The organism is Pseudanabaena biceps PCC 7429 (assembly GCF_000332215.1).
In the GTDB taxonomy this organism is placed as follows: Bacteria; Cyanobacteriota; Cyanobacteriia; order Pseudanabaenales; family Pseudanabaenaceae; genus Pseudanabaena; species Pseudanabaena biceps.
In genome coordinates this window covers 17,067-32,806 of sequence record NZ_ALWB01000030.1, presented here as the reverse complement: position 1 = coordinate 32,806, position 15,740 = coordinate 17,067, and the positions used below count along the sequence as shown (strand labels likewise).

Here is a 15,740-nt window from a genome sequence, read left to right as displayed (position 1 = left end):
CGGCGCTTCGCGCCGCAACTCTCTATTGGGTTTGATTTGTTTTCTCTTGCGTTGCTATCGCAATCAATTCTATGGATTAAGATTTGTTAAAATTTTGTTAAAATCAAGGGGTGATTTTAAACATTTAGGCAATCGCTGAATAATTGTTATGGCAAAGGTTGAGATTTATACATGGCGGATGTGTCCTTTTTGCATCAGAGCAAAGCATTTACTCGATAAGAAGGGGGTAAAGTACACCGAATATGTGATCGATGGCGATGAAACTGCGCGATCGGCGATGGTTAAAAGAGGTTCCGATGGCAAACGTTCTGTGCCACAAATTTTTATTAACGATCTCCATATTGGTGGTTGTGATGCTATTCACGATTTAGATTCTCAAGGTAAGCTCGATGCTCTGCTTGCTTAAGTTTACAGATTAATGGAACTCACACTGATAAGGAGTATCCAACATCAATAGTCGCAGCATCGAGAATATAGCAATGTAATACCAATTCACGAAAGTGTGATAACACTTTTGTGAATTAAAAACTAAGCCTAGTAAGGATTTTTAAGTTATAGCTATAGTCAGTAATGTTAGGACAAAAATCAAACCCAATAGAGAGCTGCGGCGTGAAGCGCCGCAGCTCTCTATTGGGTTTGATGTCCTGACTTAAGTGAATATACCAAGTTAAGAAATGGCTACGCCATTTCTTAACTTGGTATGAGAGATAGCAAGGGAAAATCAGCCCCCCAAGGATGAGTAGCTGCACAGAGCGCAGCTACTCATCCTTGGAGGGTATGTCCTAAGTTGCTTTATGATTAATGAGAACTAATAATGCCTTTAAGCTGAAGTTGCCTTAATAAAACGTGAGTTCGGGATAATTTGAAACGGGCTTGGAGAAAGGGTTTGCTACGCAAACCCTTTCTCCAAGCCCAAAAGTAAAAGCCTTGCTACGCAAGGCTTTTACTTTTGGACTTTTAAAACTTGCCAGCTTAATCCGAACTGACGTTACTTAGTAATTAAACGTGAGTTCGACGAACTAAAAGCAAGCAGGATGGAGAGCAGGCAAGCCTTTGACCAGAAGATCCAAAGCAGGTTTAGTCTCACAATAGGAATAAGCAACCAAACCAGCCAAAAGGTTAACGAGAAAATTGAAAATACTGCGATGTCTTGAATACTCAATCCGAGAAATGTTTTTTAGTTGATCATTGACCGCTTCAATAATTGCTCAGTTGCGAAGCAAAATCTTATCGATTAGCTTGACCAGACAGTTTTTCATTTTTTCTCACGCTTGGTAATCAGCTGTAAACCCTGCTGATACAACTACTCAAATAGTTTTTGGGAAATATAGCCACAGACATCAATTACACAGACATCAATAAAGATATCCCTGTCACTTCCCCTTTGCGTGTATGCAGGAAACAGCAGAGCAACATCAATATCCAAGGCATTAACTCCACAAATCTTGTATAACTTACCAAGTGGGGGAAAGCCTTTCGCCAAAACCGTATGACGGTAATTTTAATATATTTGATGTTGCAAAGAGAATTTCGATACTACAGGTTTATTACAGGTTAATATTTATTAAGTAAGTGGTTCAGCATAATTAAAAACCAAAACCGTAGAGCGTACTGTCCACTATGCGGGGGATACACTCTTCTAGATTTTATTTTACCTATGCCTAGCTACTTAGCAATACAAAAATCATTCTGAATTATTCTCAAGAGATTATGAAATATTGGCAATTAATTACAAGTATCGTCTTATCTATATTCGTGTTTTTAATGCCATTGCCCGTTCAAGCTGCCAGTTCTTCTAGCGTTACTCGCTCAATTTTAAATGCGGTAGGTGGTGAAGACTTCTCTGGTAAGAATCTAATTCGTGCTGAGTTTACTAGCGTTACTTTAAAGAATGCTAATTTTACTAACGCTGATTTGCGTGGGGCTATTTTTAATGGCGTGTTATTGGATGGAGCGAATTTGCATGGGAGCGACTTTAGTTCGGGTATAGCTTATATTTCTAGATTTAAAAATGTCGATCTCAGCGATGCGGTCCTTAATGATACCAATATGTTGCGCTCGACCTTTGATAATGTTGAGGTAACTGGTGCTGACTTCACAAATGCATTGTTAGATATCCAACAACTAAAAAAACTTTGTATTAATGCATCGGGTACTAACTCTAAAACAGGTGTAAGTACTCGCGAATCTTTGGGATGTCCATAAAAAAACTCAAATAAGAAAAACTCAAATAATCAAGGATACCCTTACTTAATTTGAGTTTTTCTTATTTCTTATTCTAAGGGTTCAACAGATACTCCTCGGATGATTCTTGAAAGCTCAGATTTCTCATCGACGGATACTCTGGTTGGCGAACCACTTAAAATTCTCTCAAATCCTTGGAATGAATCCTTAATCTGCGCGCCTTGATCGGTGATGATATATTCACGAATGCGGCTGTCATGGCGCGATCCCCGCATCTTAAAGACATTGACTGCGCGGGACATTTGTCCACGAATTTCTACATATTGCAACAGAATAATTGTGTCTGTGATCGTAGAGATATGGGATTCCGTAATTGAATGCGACCCCATGAACTGATCGGTTGTATTTGTGAATAAACCAGTGATCTCTTCTTGCTTAACATAGCCCGTTAAGCCAATTACAAATTGTCTAAAAGTATTATTACTTACACCTCTTGCCAAGGCTGAGAGAGAATCGATCGCAATGCGGGATGGCTTAAAGGACTCGATTTCAGATTTGATTACTTGTAGATGATCTTCTAGCCCAGAGGATTCAGGGTAAACACAGATAATTTTTAATAAACCCGAACTCTCCCACTTGTCAAAATCAGTTCCCCAAGAAGAAGCATTACGGGTAAGCTGCTGGCGAGATTCCTCATAGGCAAATAAAATTGCGCGTTCACCATTTTCGCAGCCGTTTTCAATAAACTTGCTTACCATTAGGGTCTTACCAGTACCTGTTGCCCCTGTGGTTAAAATAATTGAATCCTTAAAGTAGCCACCGCCACACATCTCATCAAGGGTTGCAATCCCAGAAGAAACTCTTGTATTGGAGGATTTTTGAGTAAGGCGCATAGCTCCCAAGGGAAATATATTGATCCCCTTACTGGTCATTGTAAAAGGAAATTCGCCTTTCATATGAGTGGTTCCACGGAGTTTTAGGATTTCCGCTGTTCGGTGGCGACGTTCTCCATCGAGGACATTTCTTAAAATAATTACATTATCGGAAACAAATTCTTCTACCCCAAATCTTGCTACGGGACCATATTCCAGCTCGCGCTCGGTGGTCATGACTGTGGTAACACCTAAGGATTTTAGTCTCGCAACAATACGAAAAATTTCGCGACGGACTAGACCTAAGGAATCGTATTGCTGGAAGATCGCGGTCATGGAATCGATCGAGATCCGCTTTGCTTTGTATTTAATGATGGCGTATTGAATCCTTTCGATCAGCGCGGAAAGATCGAAATCTCCCACTACTTCTTGCCCTTCAGGATCGGGAGAAGCATCAAGAATAAATAATCTACCTTGATCGATGAGTTCTTGGAGATCCCAGTTAAAGCTATGGGCATTTTTAATAATGTCAGAAGGAGATTCTTCAAAAGTAACAAATACCCCATGCTCGTCTAGCCCCGTGATGCCGTTGTAGAGAAACTGCATTGCTAGTAGCGTTTTTCCAGTGCCAGATGTACCACTTACAAGCGTGGATCGCCCCTTGGGTAGCCCACCATGGGTGATGTCGTCTAGCCCCTCAATCATGGTGCGTAGTTTTTGGACACCTAGCTCTTGCCTTTTATTATCGGTATTGATGTTGTTATTGTTTTCGATGGGTGAGCTAGTCATTGCCAATTAATTCCTCATATAGTAGATCTAGTCCGATTAATACTTTCTCTCGGTCGGACAAGTCGCCAATAATTTTTCTAACTGGGGGAGGTAAAACCTTTGCTAAGGTTGGCGTAGCGAGGATTTTATCTTCTTCAGCTAGTTGTGGATTTTTAAGCACATCAATGACCTTCAATGTATAAACTCCTTGAAACTCTTTCTCAAGGATATCGTTGAGCATTTTCAGCGCCCTCACCGAGTTTGGCGTGTTGCCTGCGACGTAGAGTTTTAGGACGTAGGTTTTACGAATCATTTCATTAATTTGGGTTGCTTCGGCTATTTATAACGTATCTCTTAAACTTCTACAGAATAAATCTTTGCATTGCTTCCTGTGCTTTGGATGGATATTTGGATGAATATAAATACAGATATGAACAAAGTGTAGACAAAATATATGTAGAGTTTCAAGATTGCTGAAAATTCAAACAACCTTAGATTTGTGAATATTTATAGAGAGGTGTTTGAGGCAAGATGGTTTCTCAATGGTTTCTCAGTGGAATTAAAGCCAAGCTAAAGATGTATTAAGATCGCGGAATCGAGCGGCGGTATAGCTCGCAGAGGTGAGCAATCATGTCGATTAGCGTGATGCGATAGTCCAGTAAGATTTCATCATTTCGACCCTCTAGTCTTAATTGCTTGGCAAATTCGTCCATTAGTTCCATATGAATTTCTAGAACTTGGGATACGGAGATATCGGCAAAAAATGATAAATTAACGAATTCATCAATTTTTTGATTGAGGTTGTCATTTTTTTCTAAGAAATACTCAAGGACGATCGACCGATAGATGTTCTTTAAGCGTTCAATATACTCTTTTCTATCTTCAGGAGATAGATTGCGTAGGAATAATCGTGAATCGCGTTTGTAATACACCCCCAAATACCCCAATCTTTCATTAAGCTTTTGCGCTAGTCTCTGTTGTTGGACATTTAAAGATTCTGATGCGGCAGTATATGGAATGTTGACGAAGACTTGATGTTGAATTTGTGGCGAGATCTTAATAAAAGTGGCGATCGCCTGATCGATAATAATTGGTAGATCTTGGAGCTGATCGCGGTGAATGCTGATACTAGCTCGGTAAAAGTCTTTTGATTCGCTGTATTCATAGGGAGGTTCGCTTTGTTCGTACAGATCTTCTAGAACTAGTATGGTAGGTATGAAAATATTTAACTTACCGAGGCGATCGAAGACAGCCTCAATATCTCTCCTGATATCTTTAAATATAACTAGACAATCTTGGGCATTTTGAGTTTTTGTTAGTAAACTTACAATTGCTTCAACATCTGAAACCACCGTAAAGGTGTATCGCTCCTCAGGTAAAAAGATGGCAAGGGTAGATTTAGTTTGGTTGACATTTGCTTCTGCCACCAAACAGCATACTTGTAGATTGGACAACACAGGCACTGGCTATTGGTGGTTGGAATGGCTGGGACTTTATCTTAATCTTTATTTTCGCACTTAAATAGCGAAATCATGTGAAATTGATGATTGAACTATATATATAAATTTATAGACTGTTAACGATGAATAGCACTTACTAAAAATGACCCGTAAGGGTTTTAGCATATGGACTCCCTCATCTTAAATCAATCTTTAGAGATATATGGACAGTCGCTAGTCGCTATTTGCCGACTGCCCACTGATGTCTCCGAAGCATTAGCCTTGCTTAAAAAAGGATGGTCTAATGTTGTAGTGCTCGATCACAACGATCTGCCACAAGGATTATTTAATGCAAGATGTTTGCTAAATTGGCAATCTGAATCGGTTAGTTTCTCGTTTGTTGCACCATCGATCGCGTTAGAAGACATTGATCTAGAGCCATTGCCTGCGATTTCGATGGCGATGACGATCGCTGATTTTTTGCAAAGAATTTCGCAATATCGGCATTCCGCTGAAGTTTGGGCTTTGGTAGATACCAAGGGCAAATTCACTGCTCTTCTCGAAGTCACGAAATTACTGCGATCGCTCATTCAAATTGAACAAAGTCAAAGCCCATCGATTACTTCGCTGCTATTACCCCTGATCTATCAATTGCCCTTACCTGTAATGATTAGCGATTTAGATGGGGAGATCGTGGGCATGAATGCGGCTTGGCGCAATAGTCTGCATGAAAGCTTAGCTAATATTGTCAGTTCTACAACCACTGAACTATTGCAGGAAGAGGAAGCTATGAATGCGGGATTTGCGGCTAACGATCCGCAATTGCTGCAAACTACTCCCGTAACTCACCAATTCTGCACGACCGATGGCGCATCTTTTACATGGCAAGTAATCAATGTTTCTTTACAGGGGGCTTTGCAAGGGTTAGATCTATCGATCGCCTACGATATTACGGCGCAAAAAAATCTGGCGCAAGAATTATCAGGTTTAAGTCGGGTCAAGGATGAATTCTTAACCTGCATCAATCACGAGCTGAAAACGCCATTAACCTCGGTAATTGGCATTGCTAGTTTATTGACCAACCATACTTTTGGGGAATTGAACGATCGCCAAAGCCGCTATGTAAAAATGATTCACCAAAGTGGGCGGCAACTGGTTTCGATCATTGATAATATTTTCGACCTCGCTAAGGCTGAGTCGGGGCAATTAGAGTTATATGCCGAGACGGTTTCCGTCCGAGAAGTTTGCCAAAAAAGTATTCAGCAGGTCAAGAAGCTCGTTCAACAGGATTCTACGATTTTCCGTAACTATCACTTTGAGGAAGGATGGGAACTGGATATTCAGCTCGATATCGAGCCCACAGTCCAAACTGTTTATGCCGATGAGACGCGATTGCAGCAAATGCTGGTGAGTCTTCTTTCTAATGCCTTTAAATTTAGCTTTTTGCCATCGGAATTGGTGGATGATGAGCCAGCTACGCCTCCCAAAATTGGAGTGACCGCAAAATGGTGGGAAGGTTGGTTGGCAATTACAGTCTGGGATCAAGGGATTGGGATTCCTGAGGAGAAACAGAACCTAGTATTTCAAAAATTTCAACAGGTAGAAAGTGTTCTCACGCGCCGTTTTGAAGGGACGGGTGTGAGTTTGATATTGACTAGACATTTAGCCCGTTTGCATGGTGGGGATATTACCTTTGTATCACAGGTGAATGTGGGTAGCCAGTTTACCATTCTATTACCTCCTGAGCCCAACAATCCTCATGTAAAGTTGGGACAGGATCGCCAGCTTGATATGAGTCATAGCCGTTTGGTCTTGATTGTGGAAACTTCGACTGAAGTAGTCGATTGGCTGAGAAATACTCTGACGCAGCTAGAGTATCAGGTGGTAGTTGCGCGATCGGGGACAGAAGCCCTCGAAAAAGCTCGGCGATTGCAGCCATGTTTAATTCTTTTAAGTCCCCATGTGCCGATGTTATCGGGATGGGATGTTTTAGCTTTACTCAAGGGAGATTTAGTAACGCAACATATCCGCGTGGTGATGATGAAACGCCCAGATGAACCGAAAATAGCGGTTCATCAAGCTGATGGAATTTTGCTCAAGCCACTGAAGGCAAACGAACTTAGCCACTTTTTACCCAACCATGTCCCTACGCCTAAACCTCTCAAATTTTTATACTTAAATCAGAATTTGGAAGAGTCGGTTATTGAACTATTGCAAGAGCTAGGGCATTGTCTTTTGGAGGCGGAAGACTTTGCTCAATGCGATATTTTAGCTAAGATCTGGCTGCCAGATCTATTTTTACTTGATGGCGATAATCAGTCTTTATTGCAATGTCTAGAAGATATTAGTCAGTTAGAGATACTTGCCGATTTGCCGATTTTGATCGTTACTAAATCGGCGATCGCGGAAATAAATTGGCTTCAAAAAAGATTTGCAAACTTAGATTTATATGATTGTCTAGGGCTCGATCTAGATCATTTAGATACGGCTAGAGATAAGATTTTGTTGGTTTTACATCAGTCAATCTCTAATGCCATGTGCTATGTTTTACCCCAGTCTCCGCTTGATACTCGAACCCTAGACCGCAGTCTATGATAATCTAAGTAAAAATGCAAAAACATTAGTTATATAGAGTTTGAGCCATTTCGCGGAACAAATTTGGACAGCGATCAAGCTAGATTTAGGAGATATTATTTAGATTCTGAAGGATTTTAAAAATAGATCTACTAATTTTTTAAGTATGAGTGCTGGTTATATTAACAGTTCTATTAATAACCAGTAATAATTTTTATTTGTAAATACAAAGAGTGAATTGAGTATTTGATTGAGTAATAGTACGAACTAGCAAATCTCACTATCACTAAATATTAAGCTATATATTAAGTTGTACTCAGGGAGTGCGAGTCATTATGGATCGAAAGGCTAAGTCCTTAAATACTGAAAATAAAAGTAGGACTGAAGTCATTCGAGTTGGAGTCATAAACTCCTTGAGTGACTCAAGAATTGACTTAAGGGGTGATGATCTGGGCAGCGAGACCCTCATCAAAGATGCCACCTTGATGGCGATCGCCGAAATCAATCAGTCAGGCGGCATATTAGGTCGAACCATCGAGCCCATCGTAGTGGATATTGCCCCTAACGATCAGAATATTGCCTTGCAAACAAGAGCTTTAATTACTGAACTAGAAGTTAAAAATTTATTTGGTTGCGGTACATCCTCGAATCGCAAAAGTGTTATTCCCCTGCTGGTCAAGACGCAATCGCAACTATGGTATCCCTATGGCTATGAAGGGCTAGAATGCTCGCCTAATGTCTTTTATACAGGTACATGTCCGAACCAAGTCGTCCAACCCGCCATTGATTGGCTGCTGCAACATAAGGGCGATCGCTTGTACTTAATAGGGACAGATGGTATTTATTCCCGTACGGTTAATAAGATTATTCGCGCCCAACTCAAGCTGCAAAATGGGCTTCTCTTAGGTGAAGACTATGTTCCGCGTAATATCACTAATTATCGCGATATTATTGCCAAAATCAAGCATATTGAGCCAACTACGGTAGTTATAACCCTTTCCTTAGCAAATTCTGTCGCTTTTTTGCAGCAGTATGCTGAAGCGGGAATTACGGCGGCGGAAATTCCCGTGCTTGCTTTACGGTTTACCGATTTAGAATTGCGGCAGCTATGCGATCGCCTTAGGCAAGACCATCTGGAGTTAGGGTCGATCGCGGGGCATTTGGCTAGCGCTAATTATTTTCAGAGTCTAGATACTAGTCAAAATCAAGATTTTTTGCGGAAAGTTGCCCATTGGTTTGAGGCAAGTCAAAAGCCACTGCCAGCGGTGCATGTAACGATGCAGTCCGCCTATAGTCAGGTGTTTCTATGGAAACAGGCGGTAGAGTCTGCCCAAACCTTTGATGGGATTGCGGTTCGCCAAGCCGCCTATGGTCAGAGCTTTGACTCCCCTGCGGGAAAAATTGTCTGCGATCGCAACCAACATATTTGGACAGCCTGTCGGATTGCCGAAATTTCCAATGTGGGCCATTTTGAAATTCTCTATACTATTGATCCCATTAAGCCAATGCCTTGGTTGGGTGTAGAAGATCTGCCTGCAAAGACATCAACCGTAGCGATCGAGATGCTTGCTGATATCACCCAAGGCATTCAGCAGAGTTGGCAACTCGAAAAAGATGCGCAAGATTTGGAAATGACGATCGCGGAGCTCTTAGGGCGAGGACATGGCAAGGGGCGGAATCAACTGGCTCCCGAGATCACCCGTGCGGTGATGTCGAAGTTATTTAATGCCAATCAACGTTTGCTGAAGACACAGGCGGATTTGTTAAATGTCGAAGGAGCCTTGCGGGATGCTAATGAGTTGCTAGAACAGCGCATTGAGCAGCGGACGATCCAATTACAGAAAACGATCAAGCGTCTTCAAAATGAAGCCACAGATCGACAGCAAGCGGAGATGCTATTAAGGGAAAGCCAACAAAGATTTTCGGCGATCGCTGACAATGTGCCAGGAGTAGTCTATCGAGCCGTCTTACACCCCGATGGCGAAGTCTCCATGCCCTATATCAGCCCCCGTACACAGGAAATATTTGGCATATCGGTGGAGGAGTTCACCGAGCATTTGGAATGGGTATTTGATATGGCTCATCCTGAGGATCGTGCCGAACTCAATGAGATCGTCCAAAATTCCGCTGAAGCTTTGATCACTTTCGAGCATGAGTATCGGGTTTCCAGTCTGTTTGAGAAAGTGAAATGGGTCAGAATTATTTCTCAGCCCCATCGGCATGAAAATGGCGATACAGTTTGGGATGGCGTGATTATTGATATTAGTCATCAAAAGCAAATTGAAGAATCACTTCGCCAAGCGGAGGAGAAGTATCGCAGCATTTTTGAACGGGCGATCGAAGGTATTTTTCAAGCGCAGCCCGATGGCTGCTATATCAATGCCAATCCCGCACTCGCCAATATTTATGGTTATGACACACCTAGCGACTTACTAACTAAAGTTGCAGACGATCCCTATCGTTTATTTACAGAGCCTGAGCGCTATCAAGATCTCCTACATCAGATTTCTACTAATGGTTCGGTCAATAGCTTTGAGGCTCTGGTTTATAAGAGCGATCGCAGTATCATTTGGATTTTGATTAATGCCAAGGCTAATTACGATCAACAGGGGAATTTCATTTCCTACGAAGGGCTAGTGCAAGATATTACGGAACGCAAGCAAACCGAACAAGCTCTAAAAGCGGAACAGGAAAAATCGGAAAATTTATTGCTCAATATTTTGCCCAAGGCGATCGTGAGCGAGTTGAAATTAGGACATAATACGATCGCCTCTAGATCGGATAACGTAACCATTTTGTTTGCAGATATTGTGGACTTTACGGCGCTATCCACCCAAGTTTCTCCTAACGATCTAGTAACGATGCTGAATGAGATTTTCTCTTCCTTTGATTTGTTAGCCGATCGTTTGGGATTAGAAAAAATCAAAACCATTGGGGATGCTTACATGGTGGTTGGTGGTTTGCCAACCGCCCGAGCCGATCATGCAGAAGCGATCGCGGAAATGGCTTTGGCGATGCAAAGAGCTATTGCTCAGTTTAAACGGGGAGATGACACAACTTTTCGGTTACGCATTGGCATTAACACGGGAGCGGTCGTTGCGGGGGTAATTGGCATCCGCAAATTTATTTACGATCTCTGGGGGGATGCGGTTAATATTGCCAGTCGCATGGAATCTCACGGTTTGGCAGGCGGTATTCAAGTCACGCAATCTACCTACGACTTAATTCAAGATAAATATTCCTTCTGGTATCGCGGTAAGGTCTTTATCAAAGGAAGAGGTGAAATGGATACCTACATGCTGCTAGATCGAAAGTTCCCCTTGTCTTCCTTAGAAATCCCAGAGTTAAACTCTACGAACGTTTGATGGGCTATAAGTAGTTCAGCATAATTAAAAACTAAACCCAGAAGCGAGTACCGCCCGCTGAGCGGGCGGTACTCGCTTCTGGGTTTTAAGTTTACTTATACCTAGCTGCTTACTCGCGATATTATTAGTTATTTACCCTATGACGACGATTGCTTACCTTGGACCTGCGGGTACCTATTCAGAAATAGCAGCCTTACGGTATTTGCAGCTTATTTATCCAGACTTAGAGCCAGATAGTTCACGGATGATTCCCTATTCCACCATTCCCCAAGCGATCGATGCGGCTGAGCGGGGACAGGTGGAGGTAGCTGTCGTGCCTGTGGAGAACTCCATCCAAGGGGGGGTAACGATGACCCTTGATAGCCTCTGGCAATCGGAGTCCTTGCAAATTCAGCAGGCGATCGTTTTGCCGATCGCCCATGCCCTGATTAGCTGCGCCCAAAATCTTGAGGATATCCAGACAGTATATTCCCATCCCCAAAGCCTAGCCCAGTGTCAGCGATGGCTCGAACGCCACTTACCCAAGGCTCGACAGATTGCTACGGACTCCAATACCGATAGACTCCATCAGGTCGCGGAGGATGCCACGTTAGCGGCGATCGCCTCGAAATATGCTGCGGAAATATATAGCTTACCGATCCTGAACTTTCCGATTAACGATCGCCCCGATAACTGCACCCGCTTTTTAGTTTTAGGGCGCACTGCTCCTACTACGCAGGGAACCCATTCATCTCTTGCCTTTAGCCTCGATCGCAATATGCCAGGAGCCTTAGTCAAGACCTTATCCGTATTTGCCGAGCGCCAAATCAATCTAAGTCGCATTGAATCGCGTCCCACCAAGCGATCGCTAGGCGAATATATTTTTTTCATCGATATCGAAGCGCCGATCGCCGATCCCAATTTAGATGAAGCCCTAGAAGAGCTAAAAAATGTTACTGAAAACCTGAAGATTCTTGGTAGTTATGCGATCGCTGTCGATGATATAGCTATAGTCACTTAAGTCAGGACAAACCCAATAGAGAGTTGCGGCGCTTCGCGCCGCAACTCTCTATTGGGTTTACTGTCTATAGCTATAACACCAAGTTTATCAGGACATATATCAGGACATAAGGGACTGGCAAAAAGAATGACTAGCAAAAGCTAAATTACAAACCAAAAGCCGTAAAGCTGAGCCCCGTAGAGGCTCAGCTTTACGGCTTTTGGTAATTTATTTTGCGCAAGCACTTATAGTTCGAGATTCTCTAAATTTTCTGGTTTAAGATCGCGTTCCATTAGTCCCTCAACGGCTTGTTGTAATGTAATTTCTCCTTTTAGCAGTCGGTATACGTAACGCGATACGGGGACACTTATTTTTTCACGATCGCTAATTTCGATTAGTACGTTGGCAGTATTTACCCCCTCAGCCGTACCCTGCACCTGCGCGATCGCCTCGTCAAGACTCAGACCCTGCGCGATCGCATAGCCCACTTGATAATTGCGACTGAGGTTGCTATTGCAGGTAGCCAGCAAATCGCCTAAACCCGATAAGCCCCAAAAAGTTTCAGGTTGCGCCCCAAAATAAACGCCGACCCGAATAATTTCGATCAGAGATCGGGCAATCAATGCCGATTTCGCATTTGTACCCAAATTTAAACCGTCACAAGCACCCACTGCGATCGCAATAACATTTTTAAGCGTGCCACCTAACTCCACCCCGATGGGATCGGAATTTGTATAGACTCGAAAATTTCGCGATGCAAAGATATTTTGAATAAATTGAGCAGCATCATCGTTATAGCTGGCAACCACTGTCGCCGCAGGCTTACCCTCCATAATTTCTTTGGACAGATTGGGTCCCGACAAAACGACGAGGGGATGATTGGGGACTAAGGATTGCCAAATTTGGGAGGGAGTTTTTCCCGTCGTGGGTTCTAGCCCCTTAGTGGCGCTAACCAAAACAGCGTGGGGGAGTAACTTAGCAGTTTGTAATTTTTCAGCGATCGTTCTTACACCCTTAATCGAAACTGCGGATATAATCGCATCACTATTACTTACTAATGCCGCGAGTGAAGATTGACTTTGGCGCGACCAGATTTGAACATGGCAGTCATTTCTTTGAACGAGATCAGCTAGCGCCGATCCCCATGCCCCAGATCCAATGATCGTCACATTCTTTAAGTCTGATTTCATGTTTTGCATAATTATTTTAGTTAAACCCAAAGGAGAATAGCCAGTTTGAACCATTTTCCTTTGTTAGAAGTCAGGCATTAGCAAAAACAAGACTAGAAGCCAGACTCCAAATCGAGACGGTGATATAATAGCGTGCAAAAGCCCCTCAAGTCTGAAAACTCTGATAGGTGAGATATTGATTTACTTTAACTATCAATATCCCATCAAGAGCATTGATTGATGAGGGGTACTTTCGCTCATTTCTTGAGGAAGGCTGGCAACAATGATCGAAATGAAGGTGGCTGGGATTGCTATTGATGCGGTCAGCCGTAATCCTATCGTCCTACTGCGAGATACTTTAGAACGGAGAGCCTTACCGATCTGGATCGGCGAGGCTGAAGCAAGAGCCATTAATGGCGCGATCGAGGGCAGACCCTTAGAACGTCCGATGACCCACGATCTCATGCTGAATTTCTTGGATGCGTGGGGCATAACTGTGGAACGAGTCGTCGTTCATGCTCTCAAGAACAGTACTTTTTATGCTGTGGTAACGGTATCACAAGGAGATATCAAAAAGGATATGGACGCACGACCTAGTGACGCGATCGCGATCGCAGTTCGGGCTAAATGTCCGATCTGGGTCATGGAAGAGGTAATTCTCGAAGCCTCAATCCCTGTGGATCAAGATGCCGATGAGGCCGAAAGAAGAGCATTTCGCGAATTTTTAGCAAAACTCACCCCAGAAGAGTTAGTAAAAAAAAGTGGGTTAGAAAGTAATTAACGTGAGTTCGGGATAATTTGAAAGGGGCTTTGAGAAAGGGTTTGCGTAGCAAACTCTTTCTCAAAGCCCAAAAGTAAAAGCCTTGCTACGCAGGGCTTTTACTTTTGGGCTTTTAAAATTTGCCAGCTTAACCCATTTTGATTGGCAACAGCCATAGGGCAGTTACTCCCCTGCGGAACTTGCCTAAAAAACATGAACTTGGCGATAGGCTAGTTGGCAGAATTAGTATTAGAGACTAGGTTAATAATTCCGCGCAAACGAGATTCACTAGGCTTGAGATCATTATTGGTTTGATTGATCCCAAACTGTCTTTCGGCAACTTCGCCTTCTTTACCTAAGACCTTTGTTGGTTGATTGTTGTAGCTTAGGGCAACCGAGGACGCATTGCCAACTCTGATGGAAATTAGGCGATCGCCAGACCAAGCGACCTTTTTGCCTTCATTCAGTACACCTTCAAATTCAGTCTTTCCATCAACCGTAACGCGCATCCAAGATTCCCCTTGCATGACCAGCCCCACATTAACAGGCTTATTACCAACAAAGGTAAAATCACCGTTAGCGCCTATCTTGGCATTATTGGGCGAATTATTATTTGCAGCAATCCCACTACCCATAGTCCAACTCATAAGCAAATTATTGAGGCTAGAGCTAGTTTCAACTGTGGCATTAGCTGGCGGTTTACCAAGATTATCCTTAGGAAGGGTGGAAACTTTAGGGTCTGGGACTGAATTGACTACGGGCAAATTTAAATTGATCGGAGATGCCATAGCCGTTGGGTCAGTAACGCCTTGTTTGAGTATTTCTAGACCACCAATTTTGGGTAGGAGGCTTTCGGTGGGCTCAACGAGCTTTGATCTGGAGTTACCGAGCTGAGCAGCGTTACTAAAGTTAGTTTGACTGTCGTTAATCTTGTTAGCATCAGGGGAATTCATAAAGGTTGCCAACAAACTAACCGCCCCCGCGATCACCCCAACATAAAGCGCGTATAGGTGTAAGGGTCTTAGCTCGGCAGCAGCGCTACCAGCCCATTTTTGTTCTGGCAAAACTGGATTGAGGGGAAATTCCTCAGAAAGATCGCCAACTCCTAAAGCATTACCATACTTGCGAATAAATCCACGCACATACACAGGCTCAGGCAACGATTCCATTTCACCATCTTCGATCGCCCGTAGGTATCGTTCAGAAATTAATGTGGTCGCAGTTAGGTGAGGAATTGATAGCTCTTTATCTTCGCGAACTCGCTTAAATTGCGCTCCGATTTCTGCTAGTTTCTCTGCTTGCTTCGAGGTTGTAATATTCACAATACTCACAGACATTTAGAAAGAGATTGGACTGACTGACTCAAATGGGCTTTCAGTCGAACTTGGACAACCACAAGTTCTATGTAGAGCGTTGTTGGATGGAGCAATCGAATTTAGTTTAGATTACCTACCTTAACTAATATAACATTCTGCAAAGTTTTCACAGCAAATTATACCAAAACTAATTTTATCTCAATAGCTATTGTGCTTAAAGCTAATAGCTTTAAGCACAATAGCTTTAAGCTATTATGCCTATATAGGGCTTCTCTGGCTGTAAACATTATTTTTGATAAGTAGTTCGGCATAAT

General features: G+C 42.7%; 11 protein-coding genes and 1 pseudogene. 6 read left to right on the top strand and 6 right to left on the bottom strand.

Annotated features, from left to right (window positions below):
• The first annotated feature begins 148 nt into the window (after positions 1 to 148).
• Positions 149 to 406 (top strand): glutaredoxin 3, encoded by a 258-nt coding sequence (gene grxC / locus PSE7429_RS05565; RefSeq protein ID WP_009626108.1) that lies wholly within the window; start codon positions 149 to 151, stop codon positions 404 to 406.
• A gap of 613 nt (positions 407 to 1,019) precedes the next feature.
• Here the strand turns inward: grxC and PSE7429_RS28140 are convergent.
• Positions 1,020 to 1,509, bottom strand: a pseudogene (locus PSE7429_RS28140) (transposase); the annotation flags it as partial.
• A 201-nt stretch (positions 1,510 to 1,710) separates the two neighbouring features.
• Between PSE7429_RS28140 and PSE7429_RS05560 the strand changes: the two are divergent.
• Entirely contained in the window at positions 1,711 to 2,205 is a 495-nt protein-coding gene (locus PSE7429_RS05560; protein ID WP_009626107.1) for a pentapeptide repeat-containing protein, read from the top strand.
• A 68-nt stretch (positions 2,206 to 2,273) separates the two neighbouring features.
• Here PSE7429_RS05560 and kaiC read toward each other — a convergent pair whose 3' ends face one another.
• The 3 genes from kaiC to PSE7429_RS05545 form a co-directional block, all read right to left on the bottom strand.
• Entirely contained in the window at positions 2,274 to 3,845 is a 1,572-nt protein-coding gene (gene kaiC / locus PSE7429_RS05555) for a circadian clock protein KaiC (protein WP_009626106.1), read from the bottom strand.
• Positions 3,838 to 4,137 (bottom strand): circadian clock protein KaiB, encoded by a 300-nt coding sequence (kaiB, locus tag PSE7429_RS05550; RefSeq protein WP_009626105.1) that lies wholly within the window; start codon positions 4,135 to 4,137, stop codon positions 3,838 to 3,840. The genes kaiC and kaiB overlap by 8 nt, the downstream gene beginning before the upstream one ends.
• A gap of 268 nt (positions 4,138 to 4,405) precedes the next feature.
• Positions 4,406 to 5,281, bottom strand: a complete 876-nt coding sequence (locus PSE7429_RS05545) for a circadian clock protein KaiA (protein WP_233424299.1) — start codon at positions 5,279 to 5,281, stop codon at positions 4,406 to 4,408.
• A 168-nt stretch (positions 5,282 to 5,449) separates the two neighbouring features.
• Between PSE7429_RS05545 and PSE7429_RS23365 the strand changes: the two genes are divergently transcribed.
• The 3 genes from PSE7429_RS23365 to pheA all read left to right on the top strand — a co-directional run bounded on the left by PSE7429_RS23365 (position 5,450) and on the right by pheA (position 12,202).
• Positions 5,450 to 7,858, top strand: coding sequence for a hybrid sensor histidine kinase/response regulator (locus tag PSE7429_RS23365; protein ID WP_009626103.1), 2,409 nt, complete (start codon positions 5,450 to 5,452; stop codon positions 7,856 to 7,858).
• 314 nt (positions 7,859 to 8,172) lie between these two features.
• The gene (locus PSE7429_RS23360; protein WP_009626102.1) at positions 8,173 to 11,202 is read left to right on the top strand and encodes a transporter substrate-binding protein; all 3,030 of its coding nucleotides are present in this window, start codon (positions 8,173 to 8,175) and stop codon (positions 11,200 to 11,202) included.
• A gap of 139 nt (positions 11,203 to 11,341) precedes the next feature.
• A complete protein-coding gene (pheA, locus tag PSE7429_RS05530) occupies positions 11,342 to 12,202 on the top strand; it encodes a prephenate dehydratase (RefSeq protein WP_009626101.1) in 861 nt (286 codons plus the stop codon).
• 224 nt (positions 12,203 to 12,426) lie between these two features.
• On the opposite strand, the gene PSE7429_RS05525 is transcribed toward pheA, so the two are convergent.
• Positions 12,427 to 13,371: an NAD(P)H-dependent glycerol-3-phosphate dehydrogenase gene (locus PSE7429_RS05525; protein ID WP_100228892.1), complete on the bottom strand. Its 945-nt coding sequence runs from the start codon at positions 13,369 to 13,371 to the stop codon at positions 12,427 to 12,429.
• A gap of 262 nt (positions 13,372 to 13,633) precedes the next feature.
• Between PSE7429_RS05525 and PSE7429_RS05520 the strand changes: the two genes are divergently transcribed.
• Positions 13,634 to 14,131 (top strand): bifunctional nuclease family protein, encoded by a 498-nt coding sequence (locus PSE7429_RS05520; protein ID WP_009626099.1) that lies wholly within the window; start codon positions 13,634 to 13,636, stop codon positions 14,129 to 14,131.
• A 209-nt stretch (positions 14,132 to 14,340) separates the two neighbouring features.
• Here PSE7429_RS05520 and PSE7429_RS23355 read toward each other — a convergent pair whose 3' ends face one another.
• Complete coding sequence (locus tag PSE7429_RS23355; protein ID WP_009626098.1) at positions 14,341 to 15,447, bottom strand: helix-turn-helix domain-containing protein; 1,107 nt, start codon at positions 15,445 to 15,447, stop codon at positions 14,341 to 14,343.
• Between the last annotated feature and the right edge of the window lie 293 nt (positions 15,448 to 15,740).

Coding starts and splice junctions, on each gene's coding strand:
- grxC (WP_009626108.1), top strand. CDS start 149: ATGGCAAAGGTTGAGATTTATACATGGCGGATGTGTCCTTTTTGCATC.
- PSE7429_RS05520 (WP_009626099.1), top strand. CDS start 13,634: ATGATCGAAATGAAGGTGGCTGGGATTGCTATTGATGCGGTCAGCCGT.
- kaiC (WP_009626106.1), bottom strand. CDS start 3,845: ATGACTAGCTCACCCATCGAAAACAATAACAACATCAATACCGATAAT.
- PSE7429_RS05560 (WP_009626107.1), top strand. CDS start 1,711: ATGAAATATTGGCAATTAATTACAAGTATCGTCTTATCTATATTCGTG.
- pheA (WP_009626101.1), top strand. CDS start 11,342: ATGACGACGATTGCTTACCTTGGACCTGCGGGTACCTATTCAGAAATA.
- kaiB (WP_009626105.1), bottom strand. CDS start 4,137: ATGATTCGTAAAACCTACGTCCTAAAACTCTACGTCGCAGGCAACACG.
- PSE7429_RS23355 (WP_009626098.1), bottom strand. CDS start 15,447: ATGTCTGTGAGTATTGTGAATATTACAACCTCGAAGCAAGCAGAGAAA.
- PSE7429_RS05525 (WP_100228892.1), bottom strand. CDS start 13,371: ATGAAATCAGACTTAAAGAATGTGACGATCATTGGATCTGGGGCATGG.
- PSE7429_RS23360 (WP_009626102.1), top strand. CDS start 8,173: ATGGATCGAAAGGCTAAGTCCTTAAATACTGAAAATAAAAGTAGGACT.
- PSE7429_RS23365 (WP_009626103.1), top strand. CDS start 5,450: ATGGACTCCCTCATCTTAAATCAATCTTTAGAGATATATGGACAGTCG.